The sequence below is a fragment of the Ruegeria sp. BHSB064 genome (assembly GCF_059613205.1).
Map to the genome: position 1 here is coordinate 1 of NZ_JBXWSB010000032.1, position 19,903 is coordinate 19,903.

Here is a 19,903-nt window from a genome sequence, read left to right on the forward strand (position 1 = left end):
GGTCAATAAGGCGCTATGATATGGAACGTCTGTTTGGTCGCAACTCTAGCGATCAATTTGGGCCGAAATTTGCTGGTCTGGCTGCGGCATAAAAAAAAGACCGCACAAAATGCGCGGCCTTTGTTTTGGTCAAAGCTTGGCCAGATCAGGCTTTGGCTTCGTCTTCCTCAGCCGGAGCAGCTTCGACAGCCAGGTCATCGTCTTCCGATGCGGCCGAGCCGATGTCGTCGAACAGTTCGGCGATTTCGAATTCAGCGGCTGCTTCTTCCTCAGCGGCCAGTTCCTGGATCGATTTGCCCGATGCCTGCAGTTCGGCTTCTTCTTCCGAACGGGCAACGTTCATCTTGATTTCAACTTCGACCTCAGGGTGCAGGCGAACCGCGACAGTATGCAGGCCCAGTTCTTTGATCGGAGCGACCAGAACGACCTGTTTCTTGTCAACGGTGAATCCTGCTTCGGTTGCGGCGTCTGCGGCGTCACGCGGGGTGACCGAGCCGTACAGAGCGCCGGCATCCGACGCCGAGCGAATCACGATGAACTGCTGACCGTCCAGCTTTTCAGCCAGAGCTTCAGCTTCTTTCTTGGTTTCCAGGTTGCGGGCTTCCAGCTGCGCTTTTTGGGCTTCAAACGAGGCGATGTTCGACTCGGATGCGCTCAGGGCTTTGCCTTGGGGCAGCAGGAAGTTGCGGGCGTAACCGGGCTTGACGTCAACGACGTCGCCCATCTGACCCAGTTTCGCAACGCGTTCCAGCAGGATAACTTGCATGTCAGTCTCTCCTTACTTCACGGCGTAGGGCAGCAGGGCGAGGAAGCGGGCGCGCTTGATAGCACGGGCCAGTTCACGCTGCTTTTTCGCCGAAACGGCGGTGATGCGCGAAGGAACGATCTTGCCACGCTCAGAGATATAGCGCTGCAGAAGACGGGTGTCCTTGTAGTCGATTTTCGGCGCGTTCTCACCCGAGAACGGGCAGACCTTACGACGGCGGAAAAATGGTTTTGCGGCCATGGTTTAGTGTCCTTTCCTCAGGCGGTGATCAACGACGCTCGCGGCGGTCGCCACGTTCGTCACGCTTCTGCATCTGAACCGACGGGCCATCTTCGTGGCCGTCGACCTTGATGGTCAGAACGCGCATGACATCGTCATGCAGGCGCATCAGGCGTTCCATTTCCTGAACCGCACCCGAGGGAGCATCGGTCTTCAGGAAGGCATAGTGGCCTTTGCGGTTTTTGTTGATCTTGTAGGCCATCGTCTTGACGCCCCAGTACTCGCTGTCGACAAGGCTGCCGCCATTGTCCGCCAGTACGGTGCCAAAGTGTTCAACGAGGCTTTCCGCCTGCGCGTTGGACAGGTCCTGACGCGCGATCATTACATGCTCATACAGTGGCATGTGCACTCCTGTTTATATCAAGGCGCATTTCATAGGCGGGGCCATTTCGTCCTTCGCGACCCTGCCACGAGAGGCTGCGCGATTCATATGACTGCGAAGGATGGCCCCGTATACACGTTTGAACCGTAAGGGCAAGACCCGCCACATATGCCTTGGTGAAGTCGCCCAATTTCCTTTGGGGTGCCCAATTGCTGACGCTTTTCGGCTCAAAGTTGTTTTGCATACCGGACGTTACCCGGAACCGACTATACTCCGACAGTAACCTTATAAAGGGTGAAACGTTATGACCGCGACAAACACAAACACATACCGGGAAGAAGCGGCTGGATCGCGCTTTGAACATTCGGTTCCGGTAATGATCGCATTCGCGCCGAACTGGAAGGCGCGCTTGATCCTGGCGCGGATGGTTGGCGCATTCCTGATCGTGTCAGCGTTCTCCATGTGGCTGATGCCGGGGTCGGTCATCGGTGCGGATGTCTGGCCGATCAAGATGGTTGCTTCGATGCTGTTTCTGATCGTTGGGGTCAGCTTGCTGACGATCGAAATTCTGGATCCGCGTCCCGATGCTTATTTCGATCCTATTCGTCGCGAGGTGCGGGTATTGCAGAAGAACGAAGACGGGCGCCCACAGACTGTTTTGCGTCGCAGCTATGACTCCTTGGGTGGTGCGCGCTTTGAAGAGAATGAAGTGCACTTGTTCGACGTGGACGGCAGCCTGTTGATGAAGCTGCCGCTTGAATCGGCGGATGTCAGCCGAGCCCTGAAAGGGCAGTTGAGCAAAAGCGTAACAATCTTCGGCTGAATTTTATTCTGTTCAAAAAGGAACAGAAATTGTTAGCCAAAAGAGGTTGTGTGCCGCCCTAGGGCGGCACATCTTGTTTTTGAGCAACCCCCATCGGCTTGCATTCAAAAAACGCGGAGATTGTTATGAAATCCACCCTTCTTGCTGCGGCCTTGGCCGTTTCGGCAACTGCTGCATTTGCCAGTGCTGAGAAATATGTACTGGATCCCAGCCACAGCCAGGTCATCTTCAACTATGATCACCTCGGCTTTTCGACCACTTACGGCATGTTCTCGGGCTTTGAAGGCGAGATCATGTTCGATCAGGAAAATCCGGCGGCATCCAGCGTTACGGTTTCAATGCCGGTTATGGAGATGTTCACAGGATGGAAACCTCGTGAAGACCACTTTATGACCGAAGACTTTTTTGGCGCTGCCGAGGGTGATCTGATCACATTCGTCTCGACCGGGATTGAGGTGACGGGCGATGATACTGCCAATATCACCGGCGACCTGACCATGAACGGCGTGACCAAATCGGTTGTTCTGGATGCCAAGTTGAACAAAGTGGACAATCACCCGATGGCCAACAAGCCTTGGGCGGGTTTCAACGCAACCACAACACTGGTGCGCAGTGATTTTGATCTGGGTCAGTTTGCACCTTTCGTAAGCGACGAAGTGCAGGTTCAGATCTCGGTTGAGGCTCAAAAGGCCGAGTAAGTCGAAAGACTTGAAAAGTTAAACCGCCGGTGAAAACCTCACCGGCGGTTTTTTGTTGGCGTTACTGGCCTCGGCTGGCGGTCAGGTCGACTGAAACAGAGACGGCAAAACCCAACGACTCTTCGGTCGGCTGTGACGTGCCGACGTTAAAATCCAACCGGTTCAGTTCAACAGAACCCGACATGGTGGCGGTATCGCCCTGAAGGTCCAGCGAAAACGGCAGAACGATATCCATCGTTTTGTCGCGGATGGTCAGCGGGCCGCGGGCTTCGTACCCGGTTTCGGTCTTGAACACTTCTGCGGTGAATTGAGCCGTAGGGAATTGCGATGTGTCAAAAAAATCGGAACCCATAGCCTGATCAGTGACCGACCCGAGGCTTAGCGAGCCGATGGCTATGGTGACGTCCACTGATCCAGCGGGTCCGGCTTGAGCGGGTTCGTCGAAGGTAATGGCTGCGGTCCAGTCGGCAAAAGATCCGGTGACGGGGCTTCCCAATTGAGAAATTGTTATAGACAAGGCCCCGGTCTGCACTTGCCAGTCAGATTGAACTTCGGCGAGTTCGATATCGGCATCGTCGGCTTCGCGTGCGAATTCACCTGTGACCCAGCCGCCAGTCAGTACCACGGCCCAAACCGCCACGGCAGCAATCGCCGGGACAAGTGAATGATGTTGATGCGGCGGCTCTGGTGCGTCCGAATGACCAGGCAGCATTCTTCGCAATGTACTGTCCTTATCGATGACGTGATGTTTCAGCGCCCCCACAATGTGCAGGGCCAATGAACCGACCAGAACCCACATGAACAGCCAGTGAAGGACTCCGGTCATCTCGGCCACGGCTTCGGACTTGGGAACAAATGGCAGGTTTTGCCCGAAAGGCCAGAGGATCGGAGCAAACCCTTCTGTCGCGGCGTGGTGGATCCATCCGCTGAGTGGAACAAGAACCAGCGACCCGTATAAAAGCCAATGAACGGTTTCCGCCGCAAAGGCCTCGGGCTTGTTGTCTGCATTTAACAGGCCGGGCTTTGTTTGTGTGAAAGCCCACAAAATGCGCACCAATGCCACGAAGAAGACAGCGATCCCTACAGTTTTGTGCAGCGAGAAGACGCGCGCGGCGTTGGCGATCTCGGCCTCGGTAGGGGCGGTGTCTGTGTGAAGAACCGCATACGCCAAATTATCTGCGATCCAGCCGAGCGGCAGGGCCGTCAGGATCAGCAGGGCTGTCAGCCAGTGAAACGTCTTTGCAACGCTTCCGTATCTGGAAAAGGAATTGGTCGCGGCCATGTAAGTAAGACTCCGGGATTCTCTGTCGCGTCCAACGTAAAGACGCGTGAGGCTGACACAAGTAAGCGCGGACGCACAGCAACGGTGCCAGAATGCAGAATGCAGGCAGCGCTTGTGCCAGACGAGCAGTCAGTTTACACCCCGCCGCAACCTAACAGTATGCATGAGGTTGCAATGACACTCGCGTTCGTTTTTCCGGGGCAGGGCGCCCAGACAATCGGTATGGGCAAAGCCTTGGCCGAAGCTTACCCCGCGGCTCAATCCATCTTTGATGAGGTGGACGACGCTCTGGGTGAGAAACTGAGCAGCCTTATCTGGGAAGGCGACATTGCCGAGTTGACGCTGACACAGAATGCGCAGCCCGCATTGATGGCAACGTCGATGGCCGCAATGCGCGCCTTGGCGGCCGAGGGCATTTCGATCAGCAAAGCCGCTTTTGTGGCGGGGCACTCGCTTGGTGAATATTCCGCTTTGGCCGCTGCTGGAGCATTGTCGGTCGCCGACACCGCGCGCCTGTTGCGCACCAGAGGTCAGGCGATGCAAAACGCCGTGCCTGTGGGCGAGGGTGCGATGGCCGCCATTCTTGGCTTGGACCTTGAAGCCGTGCACGCTGTTGCTGAAGAGGCCGCGCAGGGCGAAGTGTGTCAGGCGGCAAATGATAACGATCCAACCCAAGTTGTCGTGTCTGGTTCAAAGGCTGCTGTTGAGCGCGCTGCCGAGATCGCCAAAGAAAAAGGCGCCAAACGGGCTGTTATGTTGCCCGTAAGTGCTCCATTTCACTGTGCGCTGATGCAACCTGCTGCAGATGTAATGGCGGAAGCCCTTGCTGCGGTCGAAATCAAGGCACCGGCTGTGCCTTTGGTGGCGAACGTACGCGCCGAGGCGGTCAGTGACCCGGATTTGATCCGGCAGTTGCTTGTCGAACAGGTGACGGGATCGGTCCGCTGGCGCGAAAGCGTGCAATACATGGCGGCGCAGGGTGTGACCGAGACATGGGAGATCGGCGCTGGCAAAGCGCTGTCTGGCATGATCCGCAAGATCGACCGTGCCATTGCAGGCAAAGCAGTGGGCACGCCGGAAGATGTTCAAAAGGCCCTTCAGGCCGAATCGTAAGCGAAATGCGCGTCTTTGCCGACGCACCAAGAGGGAAACTGTATGTTTGATTTGACAGGTAAGAATGCGCTGATCACCGGTGCATCGGGTGGTATCGGTGGCGACATTGCGCGTGCATTGCACGGCGCGGGTGCAACGGTTGGGTTGTCCGGTACGCGAGTCGAACCACTGCAGGCTCTGGCAGATGATCTGGGTGAACGCGCGCATGTGCTGCCCTGCAATCTGAGCGATCCGGAAGCTGTGGAGGCGTTGCCAAAACAAGCGGCCGCGGCGATGGGATCGGTGGACATTTTGGTCAACAACGCCGGAATCACACGCGACAACCTGTTCATGCGCATGTCCGACGAAGAATGGCAGAGCGTTATTGACGTGAACATGACCTCGACCATGAAACTGTGCAAAGGTGTGATCCGGGGCATGATGAAATCGCGCTGGGGCCGGATCGTGAATGTCTCGTCCGTGGTGGCCGCAATCGGCAACCCCGGGCAGGCGAACTATGCTGCGTCAAAGGCCGGAATGATCGGTTTTTCCAAGGCCTTGGCCCACGAAGTTGCAACGCGCGGGATCACCGTGAACGCTGTGGCACCGGGTTTCATCACGACGGCAATGACCGAGAAGCTGACCGAGGAACAGAAGAAGGGTCTGCTGGTCAAGGTTCCGGCGGGTCGCATGGGCGATCCCAAAGAAATCGCTGCGGCTGTTTTGTACCTTGCCAGCCCCGAGGCGGGCTATGTCACTGGAAGTACCTTGCATGTGAACGGCGGTATGGCCATGTTGTGATCGCGACAGGGGCGAACGCGAAAGCGTTTGCCTCTTGCGTCGACTATGCTATAGGCGGCGCATCTATGCGGGGCCGGTCTGTCAGGTCGGCCTTCTACTTCCCGGTTAACCGGGACCCAAACCGCCCGAAACGGGCAAATCAAGGCCAACCCGTGCGGGCAAGGGCAGAATCGGGCAGACCGCCCTGTAAAGGAATGAGGAATAGACATGAGCGACGTCGCAGATCGCGTTAAGAAGATCGTTGTTGAGCACCTGGGTGTTGAAGAAGACAAAGTCGTAGAAAACGCGTCTTTCATCGACGATCTGGGCGCAGACAGCCTGGACACCGTTGAGCTGGTTATGGCCTTCGAAGAAGAGTTCGGCATCGAGATCCCCGATGACGCAGCCGAAACCATCCAGACCTTCGGCGACGCGGTCAAGTTCATCAGCGAAGCGTCCTAAACGTTTCCTTCTGATCAAAAGCGGCGCTTCCGGGCAACGGAGGCGCCGTTTTTTTATGTCCGCGCAAAATTCGGGCTTGCGTGGCCATTTTCCACTGCGCACTGTTTCCATTGAGGCAAAACTCAAAGTGGACAGGGCATGATAAGATCCACTCCAATGATAAATACCGCACGTTTGACGCTCTGCGCCATGCGTCCCGAGGATTTTGAACGGTTCGCCGAAATCTGGCGTGATCCATGTGTCGTGCAGCACATTGGTGGGACGCCCCGATCGCGTGGCGAAGCGTGGGACTCTTTTCTGCGTAATGCCGGGCACTGGCAAATGGCCGGGTTTGGCCAGTGGGGCGTGATGCAGCAATCGACGCGTAAGCTGATTGGGCAGGCGGGGTTCTTTTATGGCAACCGACGTTTGGGCGAGGATTTTGATGGCTTTCCCGAAGCAGGTTGGATTCTGGCCCCCGAAGCACAGGGTCAAGGGTTGGGGTATGAGGCGGCCAAGGCGGCTCATGACTGGTTCGACCGTGTGATTCCCGGGCCTTTGGTCGCGATGGTGAATGCATCCAATCTGTCTTCCCAGAAGCTGGCCAAAAAGCTTGGCTATGTTTTGATGCGCGAAGGGGTGTATAATGAAACCCCGGTGCATTTGTTACGGCGCAACGGACCACCCGCCCGCGCGTAATCCCGCCACTTCGCCGATATGCCGCAAAATGGCTAAACTGTGCCGATCCCGGTAAATCGGGTTTGGTACGCCCGATCTATGCTACCGGGGATTTTCAGAGCGATTGAGCGGAGGAACAAGCTCATGAGGATTTACCCCACGATGGAACTGCAGAACGGCCGGTGTGTCACGCTGGACAAAGGCCGTCTGGATAACGCGATGATCTGGCACGTGAATCCGGTTGAAACCGCGCGGAGCTGGGCCGAGGCGGGTGCTGAATGGATGCATCTGACCGATTTCGACGCGATTGAAGGCAAGAACACCAACGTCGCACTGGTCGAGGAGATCATTCGCGGCGCAGAGATTCCCGTGCAATTGGCCGGTGGTGTGCGCACGCGGGAACAGGTGGAGCACTGGATCGACAAAGGGGTAGGGCGTGTTGTCATCGGCACATTGGCCGCGCTGGAGCCGAATCTGGTTAAAGAACTGGCCAAGCTCTACCCGGACCAAATCGTGCTGTCTGTCGACGTCTGGCAGGGTTATGTCATGACAGATGGCTGGCGCAACCAAAGTGCATTTACGCCAGAAGCGTTTATCGACGCATTCGAAGGTGTGCCATTTGCCGCAATTGTCGTGACGGATATCGACAGTGACATGGAAGATGTAGACGCTCAGCTTGGTCTGATTTCCGGAATCGCTGAGCATTCGAGGACCCCAGTGATTGCAAGCGGTGTTGTGCGTACGGCGGACGATATTTCCCGTCTGGCGTATATTCCGAACATCTCGGGCGCAATTGTCGGACGTGCGCTGTTCCGTAAATCGCTGGAATTGTCAGATGCTCTTGAGATGGCTAAGGCCGCACACGAGCCGGTGGCGCAGTTCCAATAAACCTTACCGCCCTTTTTTGCAGCGAGCCTAAAAGGGCGGTTACCCCGTTTTCCCCATAATCGGTATTTCTTTGGGTGATCGGCGGCGGGATGCCGGCGCGGAATTCGCCCTTGCTCTTGCCCCCGGACCCCGGGAAGGGGTATGAGCGGTTCTCATAACAGGAAGCAGGCAAGAGGCACTTCATGCGCAGAGTCGTTGTAACCGGTCTTGGATTGGTCACTCCTTTGGCCAGTGGGGTCGAAGAAACCTGGTCGCGGCTGCTGGACGGAGAGTCCGGCGCAGGCCCCATCACGCATTTTGATGCTGTCGGCAGCGGGGTCACAACGACCTATGCCTGCGAGGTGCCACGTGGCGATGGCACCAACGGAACGTTCAATCCCGATGATTGGATGCCGCCGAAAGAACAGCGCAAGATCGAAGATTTCATTCTGTATTCGATTGCGGCCGCGGAAATGGCCTGCAAGGACGCCAACTGGTTGCCGGAGGATGAGGAAGACCGTCTGCGGACAGGTGTTCTGATTGGTTCGGGTATCGGTGGGCTGGGCTCGATTGCCAACACCGCCAACCTGATCCGCGACAAAGGCCCGCGTCGGGTGTCGCCGTTCTTTATTCCGGGTGCTCTGATCAATCTGGCTTCGGGTCAGGTGTCGATCCGCCACGGGTTCAAGGGGCCGAACCACTCTGTTGTGACGGCCTGTTCGACTGGCGCCCATGCGATTGGCGATGCCAGCCGTATTATCCGCGCGGGTGATGCGGATGTCATGGTTGCTGGTGGCGGCGAAGGCTGCATCTGCGAGATCGGGATTGCAGGTTTCAACGCCTGTAAGGCGCTGTCGACGAAATATGCAGACGACCCGAAGAAAGCCAGCCGTCCCTATGACGTCGACCGCGACGGGTTCGTCATGGGCGAGGGCGCGGGCATCGTGGTGTTGGAAGACTACGAACACGCCAAGGCACGTGGCGCCAAGATTTACGCCGAAGTTCTGGGTTATGGCATGTCGGGTGATGCGTATCACATCACTGCGCCGTCAGAGGATGGCGATGGGGCAGAACGTTCGATGAAAGCTGCTCTGCGCAGTGCGGGGCTGGAGCCGAAAGATCTGGACTATATCAACGCGCATGGCACCTCGACCATGGCGGATACGATTGAGCTGGGTGCGGTGGAGCGCCTGCTGGGCGATCATGCGTCGAACGCCACAATGACCTCGACGAAGTCGGCCACCGGGCACTTGCTGGGTGCTGCGGGTGCGATTGAAGCAATCTTCTCGATCCTCGCGATCCGCGATCAGGTCGCGCCGCCGACGATCAACTTGGACAACCCAGCTGTCGAAACGCCGATTGATCTGGCGCCCAACGCAAAGCGTGAGCGTGAGATCAACGTGGCCCTGTCAAACTCGTTCGGGTTTGGCGGTACCAATGCCAGTGTAATCTTCGGAAAGGTCAGCTAAATGTGGCGGGCCATTGCTTCGAACGCGCTGACCATGTTGGTGGTCGGCCTGTTCCTGATGGGTGGTCTGATCCTTTGGGGGCAATCTCAATACAAAGCGGAGGGCCCGCTTGAAACCGCAATCTGCCTGCAGGTCAGAAGCGGATCGAATATGACGCGTGTCAGTCAGGAACTGGAAGACCAGGGCGCGATCCGCAATGCAACATTGTTCCGCATGGCTGCGGATTACACAGACCGGGCGCAGCAGCTGAAAGCCGGTAGCTTTCTGGTACGCGAAGGTGCGTCGATGGAGCAGATCATCGCTGAGATTACCAGCAGCGGTGCAAGCACCTGCGGATCCGAGATCGAATACCGCATTGGCGTGACCCGTGCCCAGACACGGGTGCGCGAGCTGAACCCGGCGACGTTGGATTTTGATGAAATCGCGTCTTTCGATGCGTTGGAGGAAGAGGCGCCAGAAGCCTATACCGAAAAACGCAACGAGGCCGATACCAGGTATCGCGTGTCCTTGGCCGAAGGCGTGACCTCGTGGCAGGTGGTTGAAGCGTTGAAGTCCTTTGAAGCGCTGACCGGAGAAGTCACTGAGATCCCGGCTGAGGGCATGTTGGCCCCGGACAGTTATGACGTTGTGGCCGGGCAGGACCGCAACGAAGTTCTGCAAGCCATGCAAGACAAACAGCAGCTTCGGATCAATGCGGTTTGGGAAAGCCGTCAAGACGGTTTGCCGCTGGAAAGCCCCGAAGAGATGCTGATCCTTGCGTCGATCATCGAAAAGGAAACCGGTGTTCCCGAAGAGCGCGGACAAGTGGCCAGCGTTTTCGTGAACCGACTGAATCAGGGTATGCGTCTTCAGACGGACCCAACGGTGATTTACGGCGTGACCAAGGGGCAGGGCACTTTGGGTCGGGGTTTGCGGCGCAGCGAGTTGAATCGCCCAACGCCGTGGAACACGTATCAAATCGATGGGTTGCCGCCGACCCCGATTGCAAACCCTGGGTTGGCAAGTCTTGAAGCCGCCGTTGCGCCGGATGATACCAGCTTTGTGTTCTTTGTGGCCGATGGCACGGGCGGACATGCGTTTGCAGAGACGTTGCAGGAGCACAACCGAAACGTAGCCAAGTGGCGCGAGATAGAAGCCGAACGAAACTCGGGCAACTAAACCGAACCGCCAAAGTGGCCAATAGAAACGCCGACGTCAGAGGGATATCTGACGTCGGCGTTTCTTTTTGCATTGCGTTTTGGTGTTAAGCAGCGGGACGTCTGCGGCGGGGTCGACGACCCTTTCCCGCCGAAGGTTTGCCATCGCCATTGGCTGGTTTGGGTTTGAACCCGCGACGGCGATTGTTTTGGCGGCGCGCTGGTTTTTGGGGCTCAACCCCTTCGGGCATGGTGCCGCTTGCCACCGGAATTTCGATTTTCATCAGCTTCTGTATCTGACGCAGCAGATCGACTTCTTCGGGGGCGCAGAAGGCAATAGCCTCACCTTCGCGTCCGGCACGGGCCGTGCGGCCGATGCGGTGAACATAGTTGTCCGGCACTTCGGGCAGGTCGAAATTGATCACATAGGCAACACCGGGGATGTCGATGCCACGCGCGGCGACGTCGGTCGCCACCAGAATGGTCACCTCACCTTCGCGAAACGCCTTGATCGCGCGGTCGCGCTGTCCCTGGCTTTTGTTGCCGTGGATCGAAGCAGCGTTGTACCCATCGGCCACCAGCCCCTTCATCAAACGTTCAGCGCCGTGTTTGGTGCGGGTGAATACCAATGTCAGCGCATCTCTGTCTTGCGACAGGATTTCACGCAATTTGTCAGGTTTTCCGGGTTTCGAAACGAAGTTCAGCGACTGCGTGATCTTGTCAGCGGCCTTGCCTGGAGGCGATACCTGAACCCGTTGAGGGTTGGTCAGATACGCGCGGCTGAGCTCTTCCATCTGTTTTGGCATGGTTGCGGAGAACAGCATGGTTTGGCGCGGAGTGCCCAGAGCTGGTGCAATTTTGCGCAGGGCGTGGATAAACCCCAGATCCAGCATCTGGTCAGCTTCGTCCAGAACCAGATGGCGAACCGAGCCGAGATCGACTGCGCCACGATCCATCAGGTCAATCAGGCGGCCCGGAGTGGCGACCAGAATGTCTGTGCCACGCGCCAGGAACATGATCTGCTTGTTGATCGATTGTCCGCCCACAACTGTACCGACGCGCAGCTTGGTGCCTTTTGTCAAGACGCGCAGGCTGTCGGCGATCTGGTTCACCAGTTCACGGGTTGGCGCAAGGATCAACGCCTTGGCCGTCTTGGGATCAGGTTTTCCAGGCTGAGCCAACAAGTGATCAATCAGAGGCAGGCCAAAGGCCAGTGTCTTACCGGTACCGGTTTGGGCTAGACCCAGAATGTCGTGGCCGTTCAGCGCAAGCGGAATGGCTTGGTTCTGGATCGGGGTAGGTTGCGTGAAGTTGGCGTTTTTCAACGCCTTGTTAAGTGCCGGGGCGAGGCCCAGCATATCAAAGTCGAACAAATATTTATCCTTTACAGCCAGGAGCATTGGCCCACGGGCAGGTCAAACGAGGTCGCGCTCTGGCGACCGGCAGGGGTTGTGCGAGACCTCGGGACGAGCAGGTGAATCCTGCGCCATCCGGCCGTCGCGTCAAGAACCCTGCGTGATGGGGAACTATGGGTGAGTCGGGCGCTGTGGGGCGGAAGAGGTCCGCTCAGGCTCACGCAGCAGCGCTGTGTTTTGAGCGCACATGAGGGTTGAGGGAAGGATTGTCAAGCTGGCATTTGAAAATGGAGCCGGGTGTTGGCAGTGAGGGTGTCAAATTTAACGCGTTTCTTAGCCCGGCTTTAAATGACGTCCTGAAACATGGGCGCGGTTTTAATGGTTTTTTTGAAAGAGAAGAGCATTCGAATAGCAGCTAAGCTGGGGGCTAAAAATCTTACTTCTGCGTACGCTCCCTGTTGCGTTCGTGTTGCGTAACTAATTGACATTGAGTACTTAAATCCGTATGAATTGTGTCATGCTAGAAGAAGTGGGCAACGGCCACGGGGAAACCCGGCGGCCGTTTTTCGTTTCTCTCGTGCGGAGAAAACTCACGCATGAGGTCACAGGCAAACATGACTTTGATTACCCCGGAAGAGCGGATTTCCCAGACGGCTGATTTGTTGCAGTCGCTTGAGAGGTCCATTCGCGATCTGCGGCAAGCGGCGGAAGACCTGCGCAAACAGATCGGTGCCGGGGAGGATGCAGATCTTGCTGGTTCAGCAAGGCAACTCGGGCAGTTAGAGGGGCTGATCCGAAGTTGTCAGAAAGTGGAGACAAGCTTTGTCGAACAACATCACAGACAAGCCGGAATTGCCCAAGGGGGATATGCGCTCGACCTTGAGCGCGCTCGATTTGAAATCGGGTGCAGGTTGGCTCGCCTCCGCCGATGCTGCGGTGCGGGAGAGATTTCTGAGTGAGATCGGGGAGGGGGGGCTGTGTGCCCTCCCTTTCCTGTTTGAGTTTTGGGCGCTGCCGCATCAATTGCCACCCGAGGGTGATTGGCGGTCCTGGGTGATTATGGGCGGGCGAGGGGCTGGTAAAACGCGGGCCGGGGCTGAATGGGTGCGGTCAATGGTTGAAGGGTCGAAGCCGTTGGATCGCGGAGATGCCAGCCGGGTGGCGTTGGTCGGCGAGACCTTCGATCAGGTGCGCGATGTGATGATCTTTGGCGATAGCGGGATATTGCAGTGCTCGCCGCCGGACCGGCGACCTTCGTGGAAGGCATCCGAGCGCAAGCTGATTTGGCCCAACGGGGCCGAGGCGCAGGCGTTTTCGGCACATGATCCGGAGGGGTTGCGTGGCCCCCAGTTTGATGCAGCCTGGGTGGATGAGCTGGCCAAGTGGAAGAAGGCTGGAGAGACCTGGGATATGTTGCAATTTGCGTTGCGGTTGGGGGAGCAGCCTCGGGTCTGTGTGACCACGACGCCGCGCAATGTGAAGGTATTGAAGGATTTGCTGGCGTCTCCCTCCACCGTGCAGACCCATGCGCCGACTGAGGCGAACCGGGCCAATCTGGCGGAGTCGTTCTTGCAGGAAGTGCGCGCGCGATATGCAGGCACGCGGCTGGGGCGGCAGGAATTGGACGGGGTGCTGTTGTCGGATGCTGAGGGTGCGTTGTGGACGGGATCGATGCTGGATGCTGCGCGGGTGGATCGGGTGCCTGCATTGGATCGCATCGTCGTGGCGCTGGACCCGGCGGTGACGTCTGGTTCTGGCGCGGACGCCTGCGGGATCGTGGTTGTGGGGGCTCAGCTACAGGGTCCGCCCGAGGAGTGGCGCGCCTATGTGCTGGCTGACCGCACCGTTCAGGGCGTTGGCCCGGCGGGCTGGGCGCAGGCGGCGATTGACGCGATGGATGAGTTCGGCGCCGAACGGCTGGTGGCCGAGGTCAATCAGGGCGGGCAACTGGTGGAAGAGGTGGTGCGGCAGGTGGACCCTCTGGTCCCGTTCCGGGCGGTACGGGCCTCACGCGGCAAGGTCGCGCGGGCTGAGCCCGTGGCGGCTTTGTACGAGCAGGGACGAGTGGCGCATTTGGCCGGGCTGGGCGCGCTGGAAGAGCAGATGTGCCAGATGACCGCGCGCGGGTTCGAGGGGCAGGGCTCGCCTGACCGGGTCGACGCGCTGGTCTGGGCGCTGCATGAGTTGATTGTGGGGCCTGCGGGGGCGTATCGGTGGCCTAGGGTGCGGAGTTTGTAACGATTGTGTTCGATTGTTTGCAATGCTGAATAACCACTTTGAACACTTACAACACCTTCAAAATTGCATGGTTTCCGCTCTTGTAACCCGGTTCTCTTCGTATAGAGGTTTCAGCAGAGATAAAATTTACTGTCGGAACCGGGAACACTTTAATGGCGATTCAATCGAAGATTTCAAGCTTGATTTTTGCAGCTTTACTAACACTTTTTCTAGCTGCGTGCGATCCGGTTACGCCCGAAGAGCGACAGGAATTCTTGCTGCGGCGAGAGATCGTTAGTTCTCCGGTTGCACTGGAGAAAGCCATTTCGAATTCCACCGTGGTTTACCGAGATCCAAATCAGTTCATTCAACAACATGGAACGCAGGTTGAATACTATGCGCCAAACGGTAAATCGTATCTTTGGTATCCAGGCAATAGTCGAATGGTTGTTGGGGATTGGCAGGTGCAAGCAAGAGGTACTTCTAGCCCAAAGCTTTGCCATCGGTATGGTGTAAACACTTTCAATCCAGTAACCAAACAGAGTGGCGGATCGTGGGAGTGCTCTTCTGCGCCTTATTCGAACACGGACATATTGAAAGGCAATCCGTACAACTTGAAGGCAGGCAGCGCTCCGCTTGTGATACCTGATCGTGGTAGGTACTATCCTGAGCATTTTGCAAAGTGGCTCGGTCAAGACCCAACTAAAGTACCTTACTTGAGCAAGATTCCGAGAGCGGCTTCGCTAGATAGAAAGATCGCAGCAGAAACACAGTAATGTTGCGGGGCGACTTCGGTTGCGCTTACACATTCTGTATCTGGTCTTACGTTGCTGAGGTTTGAATGGCCGTTTTCTTCATGGCAGCAGCAATTTGAAGATGTAGCCACGTCGGATCGCAGTATCGGATCAAGGCTGCCGTTGCCCAACCCCCGAACGCCCCGTTCCCAAGGCTTAAACTTCTTTCCGTCATAACTCCTTTCAACAAGCCGGGCAGAGCGGCGGCAGAAAGGAGCACAGATGGTATTCGATTTCTTGCGTCGTGGATCGGCTGGCGAAGCGCCCGAGGCGAAGGCAAGCGCGGCGGGGCCTGTGGTGGCGTGGCAGACGGGGGGGCGCGTTGCGTGGAGCCCCAGAGATGCGGTGTCGCTGACGCGGACGGGGTTTTCGGGGAACCCGGTGGGGTTTCGCTCGGTCAAGCTGATTGCCGAGGCGGCGGCGGCTTTGCCTTTGGTGCTGCAGGATCAAGTGCAGCGGTTTGATGTGCATCCGGTCCTGAGCCTGATGCGGCGTCCGAATGCGGCGCAGGGGCGGGCGGAGTTGATGGAGGCCTTGTTCGGGCAATTGCTGCTGTCGGGAAATGCTTATGTTGAGGCGGTTCAGGCAGAGGAAGGCTTGCCGGTTGAGCTGCATGTTTTGCGCTCGGATCGGATGAGCGTGGTGCCCGGGGCGGATGGGTGGCCCAAGGCATATGATTACGCTGTGGGTGCTAAGAAGCACCGGTTTGCGGCGGAAAATATCTGCCATATCAAGTCGTTCCACCCTCAGGATGATCATTATGGGTTCTCGCCGATGCAGGCGGCGGCGATGGCGATTGATGTGCATAACAGCGCATCGCGGTGGTCGAAATCTCTGCTGGACAATGCGGCGCGTCCTTCGGGGGCGCTGGTGTGGAAGGGCGATGGCCATGGAGTGATGGCCGAGGATCAGTTCCGCCGTCTGTCAGATGAGATCGAACAGAACTATCGCGGGGCGCGCAATGCCGGACGGCCGATGGTTCTGGAAGGGGGGCTGGATTGGAAGCCGATGGGTTTCTCTCCATCCGATATGGAGTTTCAAAAGACCAAGGAAGCCGCCGCCCGCGAGATCGCGCTGGCCTTCGGTGTCCCGCCGATGCTGCTGGGGATACAGGGCGACGCGACCTATTCGAACTATCAGGAGGCCAACCGGGCGTTCTATCGCCTGACCGTGCTGCCCCTGGTGACGCGGGTGGCGGCGGCGGTGTCGGACTGGCTTTCGGGCTTTACTGGCGAGGATCTGATGCTGAAGCCCGATCTGGATCAGGTGCCTGCACTGTCGGCTGAGCGGGATGCGCAATGGGCGCGGGTCAACGGGGCAGATTTCCTGACGGGCGCCGAGAAACGCGCCTTGTTGGGGCTGCCGGAGCGTGCCGATGGCTGAGGGGTATCCCTCGTTCGAATGCGCGCCGGGCTTGCGTCTGGCCGCGCATGAGCGGGTGGCCGAGATACAGCATGCACATCTGTGCAGGCGGTTGGATCAGATCGAAGAGATGATGGAACGACTGGAACGTCGGTTGTGGCTGACGGTTTACGGTGTGGCGGCGGTCATCCTGGCGCAGGCGTTTCAGTCATTCCTTGCGGTAACGCCTTAAGGTCAGTGAGTTACATGGAGAAGTTCATGGATTTAGAACATAAATTCGCACGGTTCGGAGACGGATTGTCGGTGTCCGAGGACGCGGTGATCGAGGGCTATGCCAGCCTGTTCGGACAGGTCGATCAGGGTAGCGATGTTGTGCAGCGGGGCGCGTATAGTGACTCGCTGGAGGGGCTCGCCAAAGCGGATCAGCGGGTCAAGATGCTGTGGCAGCACGATCCGGCGCAGCCCATCGGCGTCTGGGACGAGGTGCGTGAGGATGACAAGGGCCTTGTGGTCAAGGGGCGCCTGCTGGAAAGCACGCAGAAAGGTCGTGAGGCGGCGGAACTGATCCGGGCGGGGGCTATGGATGGCCTTTCGATTGGCTATCGCACCAAGCGGGCCGTGAAGAATGACAAGGGCCAGCGAGTCCTGACCGAACTGGAGCTTTGGGAAGTGTCTTTGGTGACCTTTCCAATGCTGCCCAGTGCGCGGGTGGCGGCGAAGGGGAGCGACCTTGGCGCCGAGGACACCTGGCGCAGTATTGCCGAGGTGTTCGACAGCGCTCGGCAGGAGTTGGCGCGGACCTAGCGCGCCTCAATACCTACTCAGAACAGGACATGCTGATGAGCAAGACCGAAACCCCGGCCTTGGCCGGAGAGGGTGCGCCCCTCGTTCATGAGGTGAAGCAGGCGATGGCTGGCTTCGTGAATGAATTCAAGGGCCTTAAGGCCGACGTTAAAACCAAACTGCAACAAACAGAAGAGCGACTGACCATGCTGGATCGTAAATCAACCATCACGGCGCGTCCGCATCTTGCGGCCTCGATCGAAGACGGTGCACCGCATCAGAAGGCCTTTGACACCTATGTGCGCTCGGGTGAGGATGACGGTTTGCGCGGGCTTGAGATGGAGTCGAAATCGCTTTCGACGGCCGTTAACAGCGATGGTGGCTATCTGGTTGATCCACAAACCGCCGAGACCATCAAATCGGTGCTGAACTCGACCGCTTCGATCCGTTCGATTGCGTCGGTGGTGAATGTTGAGGCGAACTCGTTTGACGTGCTGATCGACCACACAGATGTCGGCGCGGGTTGGGCCGATGAAAACGCGGCTGCGGCGGAAACCGGTACTCCTTCGATTGACCGCATTTCAATCCCGCTGCACGAGCTGAGCGCATTGCCCAAAGCATCGCAACGTCTGCTGGATGACAGTGCGTTTGACGTCGAGAGCTGGCTGGCCGGTCGTATTGCGGACAAGTTCGCGCGTGCTGAAGCTTCGGCCTTTATCAATGGCGATGGTGTCGACAAGCCGAAGGGTCTGATGATCCATCGCGCGGTGCCAAATGACGGCTGGTCCTGGGGTAGTCTGGGCTATGTTGCGACCGGCATTGACGGCGGTATCGATGCGGACGCGATTGTCGATGTGGTCTACGCGCTGGGCGCGCAGTACCGCGTCAACGGCACTTTCGTGATGAACTCGAAAACCGCGGGCCTGATCCGTAAGTTGAAGGATAGCGATGGCCGCTTCCTATGGTCGGATGGTCTGGCCGCTGGCGAGCCTGCGCGTCTGATGGGGTATCCGGTGCTGATTGCCGAAGACATGCCGGATGCGGCTTCGGACAGCTTTGCGATTGCGTTTGGCGACTTCCGGGCCGGCTACACCATCGCCGAACGCCCTGACCTGCGCGTTCTGCGCGATCCGTTCAGCGCCAAGCCGCATGTTCTGTTCTACGCCACCAAACGCGTGGGTGGCGACGTCAGCGACTTTGCCGCGATCAAGCTGCTGAAATTCGGCACTGCCTAAGCGGTGACGGATCCGGGGGGCCTGTGGCCCCTCGGGCGGCGGGCGCGGGCCGGGGTGAGATCCCTCGCGTTGTCTAGCTGCTCCCCTCCGTCCGAGCAACGTGGGGCGGCGCGTGCCCGTCATTTTCCAAGGATACGGCCCCGGAGGGGTCCGAGATTGCGGAGTGAATGGATGATGTTGATCGAAGAAACCGCCATCGCGGATGCGGCGCTACCGGTGGATCAGTTCAAGGTGCATCTGCGGCTGGGCACGGGCTTTGCCGAGGACAATGTGCAAGACGAAGTATTGAAGGGCTTTCTGCGGGCGGCGATTGCAGCGATTGAGGCGCGCACGGGCAAGGTGCTGATTGAGCGCGCTTTTTCCTGGAGCTTGAATGGTTGGCGCGAAGCGGCGGGTGAAGTTTTGCCAGTTGCTCCGGTTCGGTCTGTTGACGCGGTGACAGTGACCGATGCGGTCGGCGAAGACAGTGTTGTTGATGCGGATGAATATCGGTTGGAACGCGACAGTCAGCGTCCTCGGCTGCGACCGGCGGGGTCTGTGTTGCCGAAGGTGTCGACAGGTAGTCGGGTGAAGATCGATTTCACAGCCGGAATGGCCGCAGATTGGGCCGGTCTGCCCGCCGATCTGGGGCAGGCAGTTTTGCTGCTTGCTGCGCACTATTACGAATACCGCGATGAAACGGGGCTGAGCGATGGCTGTATGCCGTTCGGTGTGACCAGCCTGATCCAACGCTATCGGATGGTGCGTTTTGGCTTGGGAGCGGGTCAATGACCTCGCCGCGTTTAAACCGAAAACTGGTGCTGGAGGCCCCCGTGCGCGTGGCCGATGCGGCGGGCGGGTTCACGGAGACGTGGCAGCCGCTGGGCGCCCTTTGGGCTGAGGTGACGGCGCGCAGCGGAACTGAGCGGTCAATCGCTGGGGTACCGGTATCGCGCGTGGGCTATCGCATCGTTGTGCGAGGCGCGCCCGAGGGATCGTCAATGCGGCCAACCCCGGATCAAAGGTTTGTCGAAGGCACCCGACGGTTTGTCATCCGCGCGGTCGCGGATTGTGATCCGAAAGGTCGATACCTGACCTGCTTTGCAGATGAAGAGGTGGCGGCATGAGTTATGGCGTTTCAGCCGCCCTACAGGCGGCGGTGTTTCAACAACTTTCAGGCGATACAGAGGTAAGCGCCCAATCTGGCGGTGCGATCTATGACGCTGTGCCGACGGGAACGGTTCCCGAAACCTATGTGACGCTCGGTCCCGAAGAGGTTCGGGAAGCCTCGGACCGATCCGGCGCAGGGGCGCTGCATCGGTTCACGATTTCGGTGGTCACCGAGGCGGCGGGGTTCGGCGGCGCCAAGGCCCTGGCTGGTGCGGTATGTGACGCGCTGGATGGTGCAGAGCTGACCTTGGACCGTGGCCGCCTTGTGGGGCTGTGGTTCGAGCGTGCGTCGGCCAGGCGCGCAGGAACGGGCGGCGCAATCCGCCAGATCGACCTGAGATTCCGCGCCCGCGTGGAAGACGACTAAGCAATCAA

23 protein-coding genes are annotated in these 19,903 nt (G+C 58.2%); 18 read left to right on the forward strand and 5 right to left on the reverse strand.

The features are described 5' to 3' along the window. Window positions 1–145 precede the first annotated feature (145 nt). From rplI to rpsF, 3 genes are read right to left on the reverse strand one after another with little or no spacing between them, the layout of a single operon-like run. Window positions 146–766, reverse strand: a complete 621-nt coding sequence (gene rplI / locus AC2FNU_RS09985; RefSeq protein WP_480799900.1) for a 50S ribosomal protein L9 — start codon at window positions 764–766, stop codon at window positions 146–148. 12 nt (window positions 767–778) lie between these two features. Further along, window positions 779–1,006 carry a 30S ribosomal protein S18 gene (gene rpsR / locus AC2FNU_RS09990; RefSeq protein ID WP_005608650.1) on the reverse strand — a complete coding sequence of 76 codons (228 nt, stop codon included), beginning with the start codon at window positions 1,004–1,006 and terminating at the stop codon, window positions 779–781. Window positions 1,007–1,034: 28 nt separating this feature from the next. Next, window positions 1,035–1,388, reverse strand: a complete 354-nt coding sequence (gene rpsF / locus AC2FNU_RS09995; protein ID WP_171090718.1) for a 30S ribosomal protein S6 — start codon at window positions 1,386–1,388, stop codon at window positions 1,035–1,037. A 283-nt stretch (window positions 1,389–1,671) separates the two neighbouring features. Here rpsF and AC2FNU_RS10000 point away from each other — a divergent pair, with 283 nt between their 5' ends. Further along, the gene (locus AC2FNU_RS10000) at window positions 1,672–2,190 is read left to right on the forward strand and encodes a hypothetical protein (protein WP_480799899.1); all 519 of its coding nucleotides are present in this window, start codon (window positions 1,672–1,674) and stop codon (window positions 2,188–2,190) included. 125 nt (window positions 2,191–2,315) lie between these two features. Beyond that, window positions 2,316–2,888, forward strand: a complete 573-nt coding sequence (locus AC2FNU_RS10005; RefSeq protein WP_496787808.1) for a YceI family protein — start codon at window positions 2,316–2,318, stop codon at window positions 2,886–2,888. 61 nt (window positions 2,889–2,949) lie between these two features. On the opposite strand, the gene AC2FNU_RS10010 is transcribed toward AC2FNU_RS10005, so the two are convergent. Beyond that, window positions 2,950–4,170, reverse strand: a complete 1,221-nt coding sequence (locus AC2FNU_RS10010; RefSeq protein WP_496787811.1) for a cytochrome b/b6 domain-containing protein — start codon at window positions 4,168–4,170, stop codon at window positions 2,950–2,952. A 174-nt stretch (window positions 4,171–4,344) separates the two neighbouring features. On the opposite strand from AC2FNU_RS10010, the gene fabD reads away from it, so the two are divergent. The 7 genes from fabD to mltG all read left to right on the forward strand — a co-directional run bounded on the left by fabD (window position 4,345) and on the right by mltG (window position 10,655). After that, window positions 4,345–5,283, forward strand: a complete 939-nt coding sequence (fabD, locus tag AC2FNU_RS10015; protein WP_496787813.1) for an ACP S-malonyltransferase — start codon at window positions 4,345–4,347, stop codon at window positions 5,281–5,283. A 42-nt stretch (window positions 5,284–5,325) separates the two neighbouring features. Then, window positions 5,326–6,063: a 3-oxoacyl-[acyl-carrier-protein] reductase gene (gene fabG / locus AC2FNU_RS10020; protein WP_171090708.1), complete on the forward strand. Its 738-nt coding sequence runs from the start codon at window positions 5,326–5,328 to the stop codon at window positions 6,061–6,063. 207 nt (window positions 6,064–6,270) lie between these two features. Continuing rightward, the gene (locus tag AC2FNU_RS10025) at window positions 6,271–6,504 is read left to right on the forward strand and encodes an acyl carrier protein (RefSeq protein ID WP_050602116.1); all 234 of its coding nucleotides are present in this window, start codon (window positions 6,271–6,273) and stop codon (window positions 6,502–6,504) included. 138 nt (window positions 6,505–6,642) lie between these two features. Further along, a complete protein-coding gene (locus AC2FNU_RS10030; protein WP_496787817.1) occupies window positions 6,643–7,182 on the forward strand; it encodes a GNAT family N-acetyltransferase in 540 nt (179 codons plus the stop codon). A 123-nt stretch (window positions 7,183–7,305) separates the two neighbouring features. Next, window positions 7,306–8,049, forward strand: coding sequence for a 1-(5-phosphoribosyl)-5-[(5-phosphoribosylamino)methylideneamino]imidazole-4-carboxamide isomerase (locus tag AC2FNU_RS10035; protein WP_496787818.1), 744 nt, complete (start codon window positions 7,306–7,308; stop codon window positions 8,047–8,049). A 182-nt stretch (window positions 8,050–8,231) separates the two neighbouring features. Then, window positions 8,232–9,497 carry a beta-ketoacyl-ACP synthase II gene (gene fabF, locus AC2FNU_RS10040; RefSeq protein WP_496787820.1) on the forward strand — a complete coding sequence of 422 codons (1,266 nt, stop codon included), beginning with the start codon at window positions 8,232–8,234 and terminating at the stop codon, window positions 9,495–9,497. Continuing rightward, complete coding sequence (gene mltG / locus AC2FNU_RS10045; RefSeq protein WP_496787821.1) at window positions 9,498–10,655, forward strand: endolytic transglycosylase MltG; 1,158 nt, start codon at window positions 9,498–9,500, stop codon at window positions 10,653–10,655. An 85-nt stretch (window positions 10,656–10,740) separates the two neighbouring features. Here the strand turns inward: mltG and AC2FNU_RS10050 are convergent, their stop codons facing one another. Beyond that, the gene (locus AC2FNU_RS10050) at window positions 10,741–12,006 is read right to left on the reverse strand and encodes a DEAD/DEAH box helicase (RefSeq protein WP_496787824.1); all 1,266 of its coding nucleotides are present in this window, start codon (window positions 12,004–12,006) and stop codon (window positions 10,741–10,743) included. Between the two features lie 849 nt (window positions 12,007–12,855). Between AC2FNU_RS10050 and AC2FNU_RS10055 the strand changes: the two genes are divergently transcribed. The 9 genes from AC2FNU_RS10055 (at window position 12,856) to AC2FNU_RS10095 (ending at window position 19,895) form a co-directional block, all read left to right on the forward strand. Continuing rightward, complete coding sequence (locus tag AC2FNU_RS10055; RefSeq protein WP_496787909.1) at window positions 12,856–14,226, forward strand: DNA-packaging protein; 1,371 nt, start codon at window positions 12,856–12,858, stop codon at window positions 14,224–14,226. A 152-nt stretch (window positions 14,227–14,378) separates the two neighbouring features. After that, entirely contained in the window at window positions 14,379–14,981 is a 603-nt protein-coding gene (locus tag AC2FNU_RS10060) for a hypothetical protein (protein ID WP_496787828.1), read from the forward strand. Between the two features lie 240 nt (window positions 14,982–15,221). Beyond that, window positions 15,222–16,382 carry a phage portal protein gene (locus AC2FNU_RS10065; protein ID WP_496787831.1) on the forward strand — a complete coding sequence of 387 codons (1,161 nt, stop codon included), beginning with the start codon at window positions 15,222–15,224 and terminating at the stop codon, window positions 16,380–16,382. Continuing rightward, complete coding sequence (locus AC2FNU_RS10070; RefSeq protein ID WP_496787836.1) at window positions 16,375–16,593, forward strand: GTA head formation protein, RCAP_rcc01685 family; 219 nt, start codon at window positions 16,375–16,377, stop codon at window positions 16,591–16,593. Before AC2FNU_RS10065 ends, AC2FNU_RS10070 begins: the two co-directional genes overlap by 8 nt. Before the next feature lie 26 nt (window positions 16,594–16,619). Further along, window positions 16,620–17,165: an HK97 family phage prohead protease gene (locus tag AC2FNU_RS10075; protein WP_496787838.1), complete on the forward strand. Its 546-nt coding sequence runs from the start codon at window positions 16,620–16,622 to the stop codon at window positions 17,163–17,165. Between the two features lie 35 nt (window positions 17,166–17,200). Beyond that, window positions 17,201–18,379 carry a phage major capsid protein gene (locus AC2FNU_RS10080; RefSeq protein ID WP_496787844.1) on the forward strand — a complete coding sequence of 393 codons (1,179 nt, stop codon included), beginning with the start codon at window positions 17,201–17,203 and terminating at the stop codon, window positions 18,377–18,379. A gap of 171 nt (window positions 18,380–18,550) precedes the next feature. Further along, the gene (locus AC2FNU_RS10085) at window positions 18,551–19,150 is read left to right on the forward strand and encodes a head-tail connector protein (protein WP_496787848.1); all 600 of its coding nucleotides are present in this window, start codon (window positions 18,551–18,553) and stop codon (window positions 19,148–19,150) included. Continuing rightward, the gene (locus AC2FNU_RS10090) at window positions 19,147–19,485 is read left to right on the forward strand and encodes a phage head closure protein (RefSeq protein ID WP_496787850.1); all 339 of its coding nucleotides are present in this window, start codon (window positions 19,147–19,149) and stop codon (window positions 19,483–19,485) included. The genes AC2FNU_RS10085 and AC2FNU_RS10090 overlap by 4 nt, the downstream gene beginning before the upstream one ends. Further along, entirely contained in the window at window positions 19,482–19,895 is a 414-nt protein-coding gene (locus AC2FNU_RS10095; protein ID WP_496787855.1) for a DUF3168 domain-containing protein, read from the forward strand. The genes AC2FNU_RS10090 and AC2FNU_RS10095 overlap by 4 nt, the downstream gene beginning before the upstream one ends. Window positions 19,896–19,903 lie beyond the last annotated feature (8 nt).

Bases quoted from the DNA above. Each gene is read 5' to 3' on its own strand.
- AC2FNU_RS10060 (WP_496787828.1), top strand. From the start codon at position 14,379: ATGGCGATTCAATCGAAGATTTCAAGCTTGATTTTTGCAGCTTTACTA.
- AC2FNU_RS10030 (WP_496787817.1), top strand. From the start codon at position 6,643: ATGATAAGATCCACTCCAATGATAAATACCGCACGTTTGACGCTCTGC.
- mltG (WP_496787821.1), top strand. From the start codon at position 9,498: ATGTGGCGGGCCATTGCTTCGAACGCGCTGACCATGTTGGTGGTCGGC.
- AC2FNU_RS10075 (WP_496787838.1), top strand. From the start codon at position 16,620: ATGGATTTAGAACATAAATTCGCACGGTTCGGAGACGGATTGTCGGTG.
- fabF (WP_496787820.1), top strand. From the start codon at position 8,232: ATGCGCAGAGTCGTTGTAACCGGTCTTGGATTGGTCACTCCTTTGGCC.
- rpsF (WP_171090718.1), bottom strand. From the start codon at position 1,388: ATGCCACTGTATGAGCATGTAATGATCGCGCGTCAGGACCTGTCCAAC.
- AC2FNU_RS10090 (WP_496787850.1), top strand. From the start codon at position 19,147: ATGACCTCGCCGCGTTTAAACCGAAAACTGGTGCTGGAGGCCCCCGTG.
- AC2FNU_RS10055 (WP_496787909.1), top strand. From the start codon at position 12,856: ATGCGCTCGACCTTGAGCGCGCTCGATTTGAAATCGGGTGCAGGTTGG.
- AC2FNU_RS10005 (WP_496787808.1), top strand. From the start codon at position 2,316: ATGAAATCCACCCTTCTTGCTGCGGCCTTGGCCGTTTCGGCAACTGCT.
- fabG (WP_171090708.1), top strand. From the start codon at position 5,326: ATGTTTGATTTGACAGGTAAGAATGCGCTGATCACCGGTGCATCGGGT.
- AC2FNU_RS10095 (WP_496787855.1), top strand. From the start codon at position 19,482: ATGAGTTATGGCGTTTCAGCCGCCCTACAGGCGGCGGTGTTTCAACAA.
- fabD (WP_496787813.1), top strand. From the start codon at position 4,345: ATGACACTCGCGTTCGTTTTTCCGGGGCAGGGCGCCCAGACAATCGGT.
- AC2FNU_RS10085 (WP_496787848.1), top strand. From the start codon at position 18,551: ATGATGTTGATCGAAGAAACCGCCATCGCGGATGCGGCGCTACCGGTG.
- AC2FNU_RS10010 (WP_496787811.1), bottom strand. From the start codon at position 4,170: ATGGCCGCGACCAATTCCTTTTCCAGATACGGAAGCGTTGCAAAGACG.
- AC2FNU_RS10025 (WP_050602116.1), top strand. From the start codon at position 6,271: ATGAGCGACGTCGCAGATCGCGTTAAGAAGATCGTTGTTGAGCACCTG.
- AC2FNU_RS10000 (WP_480799899.1), top strand. From the start codon at position 1,672: ATGACCGCGACAAACACAAACACATACCGGGAAGAAGCGGCTGGATCG.
- rpsR (WP_005608650.1), bottom strand. From the start codon at position 1,006: ATGGCCGCAAAACCATTTTTCCGCCGTCGTAAGGTCTGCCCGTTCTCG.
- AC2FNU_RS10070 (WP_496787836.1), top strand. From the start codon at position 16,375: ATGGCTGAGGGGTATCCCTCGTTCGAATGCGCGCCGGGCTTGCGTCTG.
- rplI (WP_480799900.1), bottom strand. From the start codon at position 766: ATGCAAGTTATCCTGCTGGAACGCGTTGCGAAACTGGGTCAGATGGGC.
- AC2FNU_RS10065 (WP_496787831.1), top strand. From the start codon at position 15,222: ATGGTATTCGATTTCTTGCGTCGTGGATCGGCTGGCGAAGCGCCCGAG.
- AC2FNU_RS10080 (WP_496787844.1), top strand. From the start codon at position 17,201: ATGAGCAAGACCGAAACCCCGGCCTTGGCCGGAGAGGGTGCGCCCCTC.
- AC2FNU_RS10035 (WP_496787818.1), top strand. From the start codon at position 7,306: ATGAGGATTTACCCCACGATGGAACTGCAGAACGGCCGGTGTGTCACG.